This window comes from Candidatus Sarmatiella mevalonica (assembly GCF_016751895.1).
Classification (GTDB): Bacteria; Pseudomonadota; Alphaproteobacteria; order Rickettsiales; family Rickettsiaceae; genus Sarmatiella; species Sarmatiella mevalonica.
Window position 1 is genome coordinate 1 of record NZ_JACVVM010000090.1, and the last position, 3,534, is coordinate 3,534.

Below are 3,534 nucleotides of genomic sequence, written 5' to 3' on the forward strand. Positions count from 1 at the left end.
GCCTACGACTCTTTTATCCCAGATTTTTTCTAGCTTCTTTATTATTATTTCAAACTTTTCTAGCTCCATGCCAAATAATCTTAAAAAAACTCTTGGATGTTTAGCAATTTTACTGTATCTTGTCATTGCGTGTAGTCTCTTGTTGGTTAAAAATCAAGTTCTATACACGCTTTATAAAAAATATCAATCCCTCCCTGTAAGTAATTTCCAATTCTATATACTTACGCAAGAGGTCTATTGCAGAGCTAAAGAATTTTCATATTTTATCTCATAGATATCGCAATAAGCGTAGGGGTTATAATCTAAAGTTTAATATTGTTGCTGGAATTGTTAATTTCAAAAATGATTTCGTTAATAAATTACTTGCCGCTTGATGCTAAAATAATCACGAACAACCTTCTTCACCCCTCGCATTGGCTAATTGTTAATTAAATACTTACGCAAGAGGTCTATTGCGTGTAGTCTCTTGTTGGTTAAAAATCAAGTTCTATACACGCTTTATAAAAAATATCAATCCCTCCCTGTAAGTAATTTCCAATTCTATATACTTACGCAAGAGGTCTACTGCTTTTAGGAAAAAGATTATACTAGCATCGAACAGTTGCGACAAGATGTTGATAGCTGGTTGATACAATATAACTATCACAGGTCTCATTCAGGTAAATATCGTTACGGCAAAACTCCTATGCATACTTTCATGGACTCAAAGCACATTGCGCTTGAAAAATCTAATGAGTCTATGTATAACAACAACACATCTGATAGTCTTAACTTATCTGACTATCACTTGTAAAAAAATACTGTCCGTCAGATGAAGTTTCAATTGGTATACAATAGGTCTGCTCACTAGGTCTATGGACACGGACCTGTTCACTTGCTAGGTTATGAATATATTACTGCAAACCCTCGAATCGTCTATTCCGAACATTAAGCTCTGCCGGGCCTTTTGTAGCCGTCGGTTACCGTCTTTTCCCATAGAGGTTCTACTTCTTTTAAGATTTTATCTAATTCTTCTACTTTTATTCCGAATAATCTTAAAAAACTCTGGGATGCTTGACTACTTTTTTTATATGATATCGACATACGGAAGTCCTTTTTGTTTATACGATTGTTATTATCCCTTCCGTATACCTCTCCTTTTTTCAAATTTTCAAGCTAATTTTCAAGTTTTTTGCTTTTTAAATTTCTGCACTACCTACTTACGCAGCAGATTTATTGAAGAAACCGCTCAAAATTTTAGCTTATACTTGAATACTCAAAACTTCCCTCTGCAAACTTCTTAACTTTAGTGCGCTCTTAAAAGATTAGATCTATAGATGATCGAAAAAAAGGGGGTACTTGACACATTGAGAGTAATTTAATAGAATTGCAGTAGGGTCATTGCCTCATTTCGCATTGCGTTGTAAAAGAAGTTAATGTGATGCATGGCTTTGCTTAAGGAAAAACTAGGTTTTGCCAGGATAGATTATGTTTTGCTCTTGGTATGGGAGCGTTAAAGGTGTTGAGCCCTTTTTCTCCTCTCCTTTTGTACTTGTGCGTTGATTGAGTTTTTCGCGCATAGTACGAGATTCAGTTTTTAAGTTATTTTTTTGATTATCAATAGGTTTGTTAGGGTGAGTACTCCAAAAAAAAATAAAAAGTATGGTCCGCGATATCGTAAAAGTCGCAGATTAGGCGTGATGATTTGGGGCGAGAGCCATGATGCTTACGCAACACGCAATTATCCACCTGGTCAACATGGTAAAAAAGGCGTGTCTATGCCAGTAGGTTCTGATTATGCCGTGCATCTTAGAGCTAAACAGAGGCTAAAAGCGCATTATGGTAGAGTCACCGAGAAACAGTTTAAAAATACTTTTGCTCGTAGTACTAGAATGAAGGGTAATGTGGCCGAAAACTTTGTGGGCTTGTTGGAAAGAAGGCTGGATATGGTGGTGTACCGTCTCTCTCTTGCTCCTACTATCTTTGCAGCAAGGCAGCTCGTTTCTCATGGGCATGTACGCGTTAATGGTAAAAAGGTGGATATAGGTAGCGCTTTTGTGAGCGTTGGAGATGTTATTACTTTGTCGCAAAACATCAAGCAGCTTGGGCTTGTTGCTACTTCTGTTTCGGCTAGATCGCAATTAGTACCAGGATACTTGAGCTTTGATGTAACAAATTGTACTGGTAAGTTTGAAAGGGTGCCAAATATATCAGATGTACCTTACTCTTTTCAACCAGATGTGCACTTAATAGTGGAGTTTTATTCTAGATCTGTTGGTTAGAAGTTTGACGACGAGTATAGGAGTTTCTTGCTCTTATTCTCATTTTTTGTGTTTATATCTTACTTGCTATATTTCTCATCTATTGCATTCTTTTGAAGATGTATCTTTTTTAAGATAGCTTTTTGTTTGACGCTTGTTATTCGCGCTTCTTTGAGGAGATAAATCTCTTTTCAAACGCACGCTAGGTCAAAGAATCAATGCGAGGAAGCGAATGCGACGCAAAACTGCGGGTGTACATCCAGTTAAATGAGGGTTTCGAATCGACAGCGACGGTGCGGTCGGCGTGGAGTTCGAAAGAGGTCTGATGATGAAGAATATGTAATACTTTGGCGGAGTAGCTCAGCTGGTTAGAGCAACGGAATCATAATCCGTGTGTCGGGGGTTCAAGTCCCTCCTTCGCTACCACATGTTACCTTTCTTGACCCTCTTGTATCTTTTTTAAGTCTTTTCTCGTCTATCAACGCTCTGTCCTTTGTGCTCCTATAGCGCATGCCACGTTCTATTCTTTATAGTAAAGTAAGTTGAATTAGCATAATTGAAAAAACTGGATTATTGTTTTATATACAGTAGACCTCTTGCATAACCTATTCCGTGGGGTAATTTTGTTGTCAAAACTCCTTTGCGCTCCTCATATACTAGAGTATGCTGCGGTACTCAACATCATTTTTCCTAACAATTCCTCTTTCATTTTTAGGTTATGCAAGAGGTCTAGTAAATCACCTTGCATTAAGTGAGATAAAGAAATGCTGTAAGGCATCATACAAATGGGTAAATTCAGTAATTCTATCTTTAATAGAGCTGTTGCGTAAGTAAGAAAGTAAGTTATGAACTTAAAAAAACACAGAGTATGTTAGGTGTGGAGCTGATGTGTTTTATATCACTAATGCTTTATTATAAAATCCATTTTTGAAATTAATAATTCCAGCTATAATATTAAACTTTAAGTTATACGCTCCGTTTTTCCGAATTCCCAATTAATTCTGTCCATTGCCAAAACACAACTTATGATTCCGAATAAACCGATGATTAACTTAGCAATCGAAATAAAATTTATAGTAAAGCTTTTCAATAAACGATAAATTCTATGAGTTTTAGATTTATCCTTTGCGGGACCAGGAAGAGATAGCGCAAGCTCTTTTTGGTGAATACCAACACCCGTAATAATACTCAAGATTGCCGCAACAAAAGATTTTACTCTTGATTTATTTCCGGCTATATGAGATGATAGCGCTTGAAGGCTTGAAGTAGTATATTATGCATTTTTGTCACAAAA

Annotated in this window: 4 protein-coding genes, 1 tRNA gene and 1 pseudogene; 4 read left to right on the forward strand and 2 right to left on the reverse strand. The window is 36.5% G+C overall.

Going from position 1 to position 3,534, the window contains the following annotated elements:
- Window positions 1–574: 574 nt before the first annotated feature.
- Window positions 575–793 (forward strand): annotated as a pseudogene (locus Sarmat_RS06170) (IS481 family transposase); the annotation flags it as partial.
- A 134-nt stretch (window positions 794–927) separates the two neighbouring features.
- On the opposite strand, the gene Sarmat_RS06175 reads toward Sarmat_RS06170, so the two are convergent.
- Window positions 928–1,083 carry a hypothetical protein gene (locus Sarmat_RS06175; protein WP_202149898.1) on the reverse strand — a complete coding sequence of 52 codons (156 nt, stop codon included), beginning with the start codon at window positions 1,081–1,083 and terminating at the stop codon, window positions 928–930.
- A 530-nt stretch (window positions 1,084–1,613) separates the two neighbouring features.
- Here Sarmat_RS06175 and rpsD point away from each other — a divergent pair.
- The 3 genes from rpsD to Sarmat_RS06190 all read left to right on the forward strand — a co-directional run bounded on the left by rpsD (window position 1,614) and on the right by Sarmat_RS06190 (window position 2,995).
- The gene (gene rpsD / locus Sarmat_RS06180; RefSeq protein ID WP_341826619.1) at window positions 1,614–2,261 is read left to right on the forward strand and encodes a 30S ribosomal protein S4; all 648 of its coding nucleotides are present in this window, start codon (window positions 1,614–1,616) and stop codon (window positions 2,259–2,261) included.
- A gap of 328 nt (window positions 2,262–2,589) precedes the next feature.
- Window positions 2,590–2,666, forward strand: a tRNA-Met gene (locus Sarmat_RS06185).
- Window positions 2,667–2,836: 170 nt separating this feature from the next.
- On the forward strand, window positions 2,837–2,995 hold the full coding sequence (locus Sarmat_RS06190) for a hypothetical protein (RefSeq protein WP_202149899.1): 159 nt from the start codon (window positions 2,837–2,839) through the stop codon (window positions 2,993–2,995).
- 206 nt (window positions 2,996–3,201) lie between these two features.
- Here the strand turns inward: Sarmat_RS06190 and Sarmat_RS06195 are convergent, their stop codons facing one another.
- Window positions 3,202–3,432, reverse strand: a complete 231-nt coding sequence (locus tag Sarmat_RS06195; protein WP_202149900.1) for a hypothetical protein — start codon at window positions 3,430–3,432, stop codon at window positions 3,202–3,204.
- Window positions 3,433–3,534: the final 102 nt, after the last annotated feature.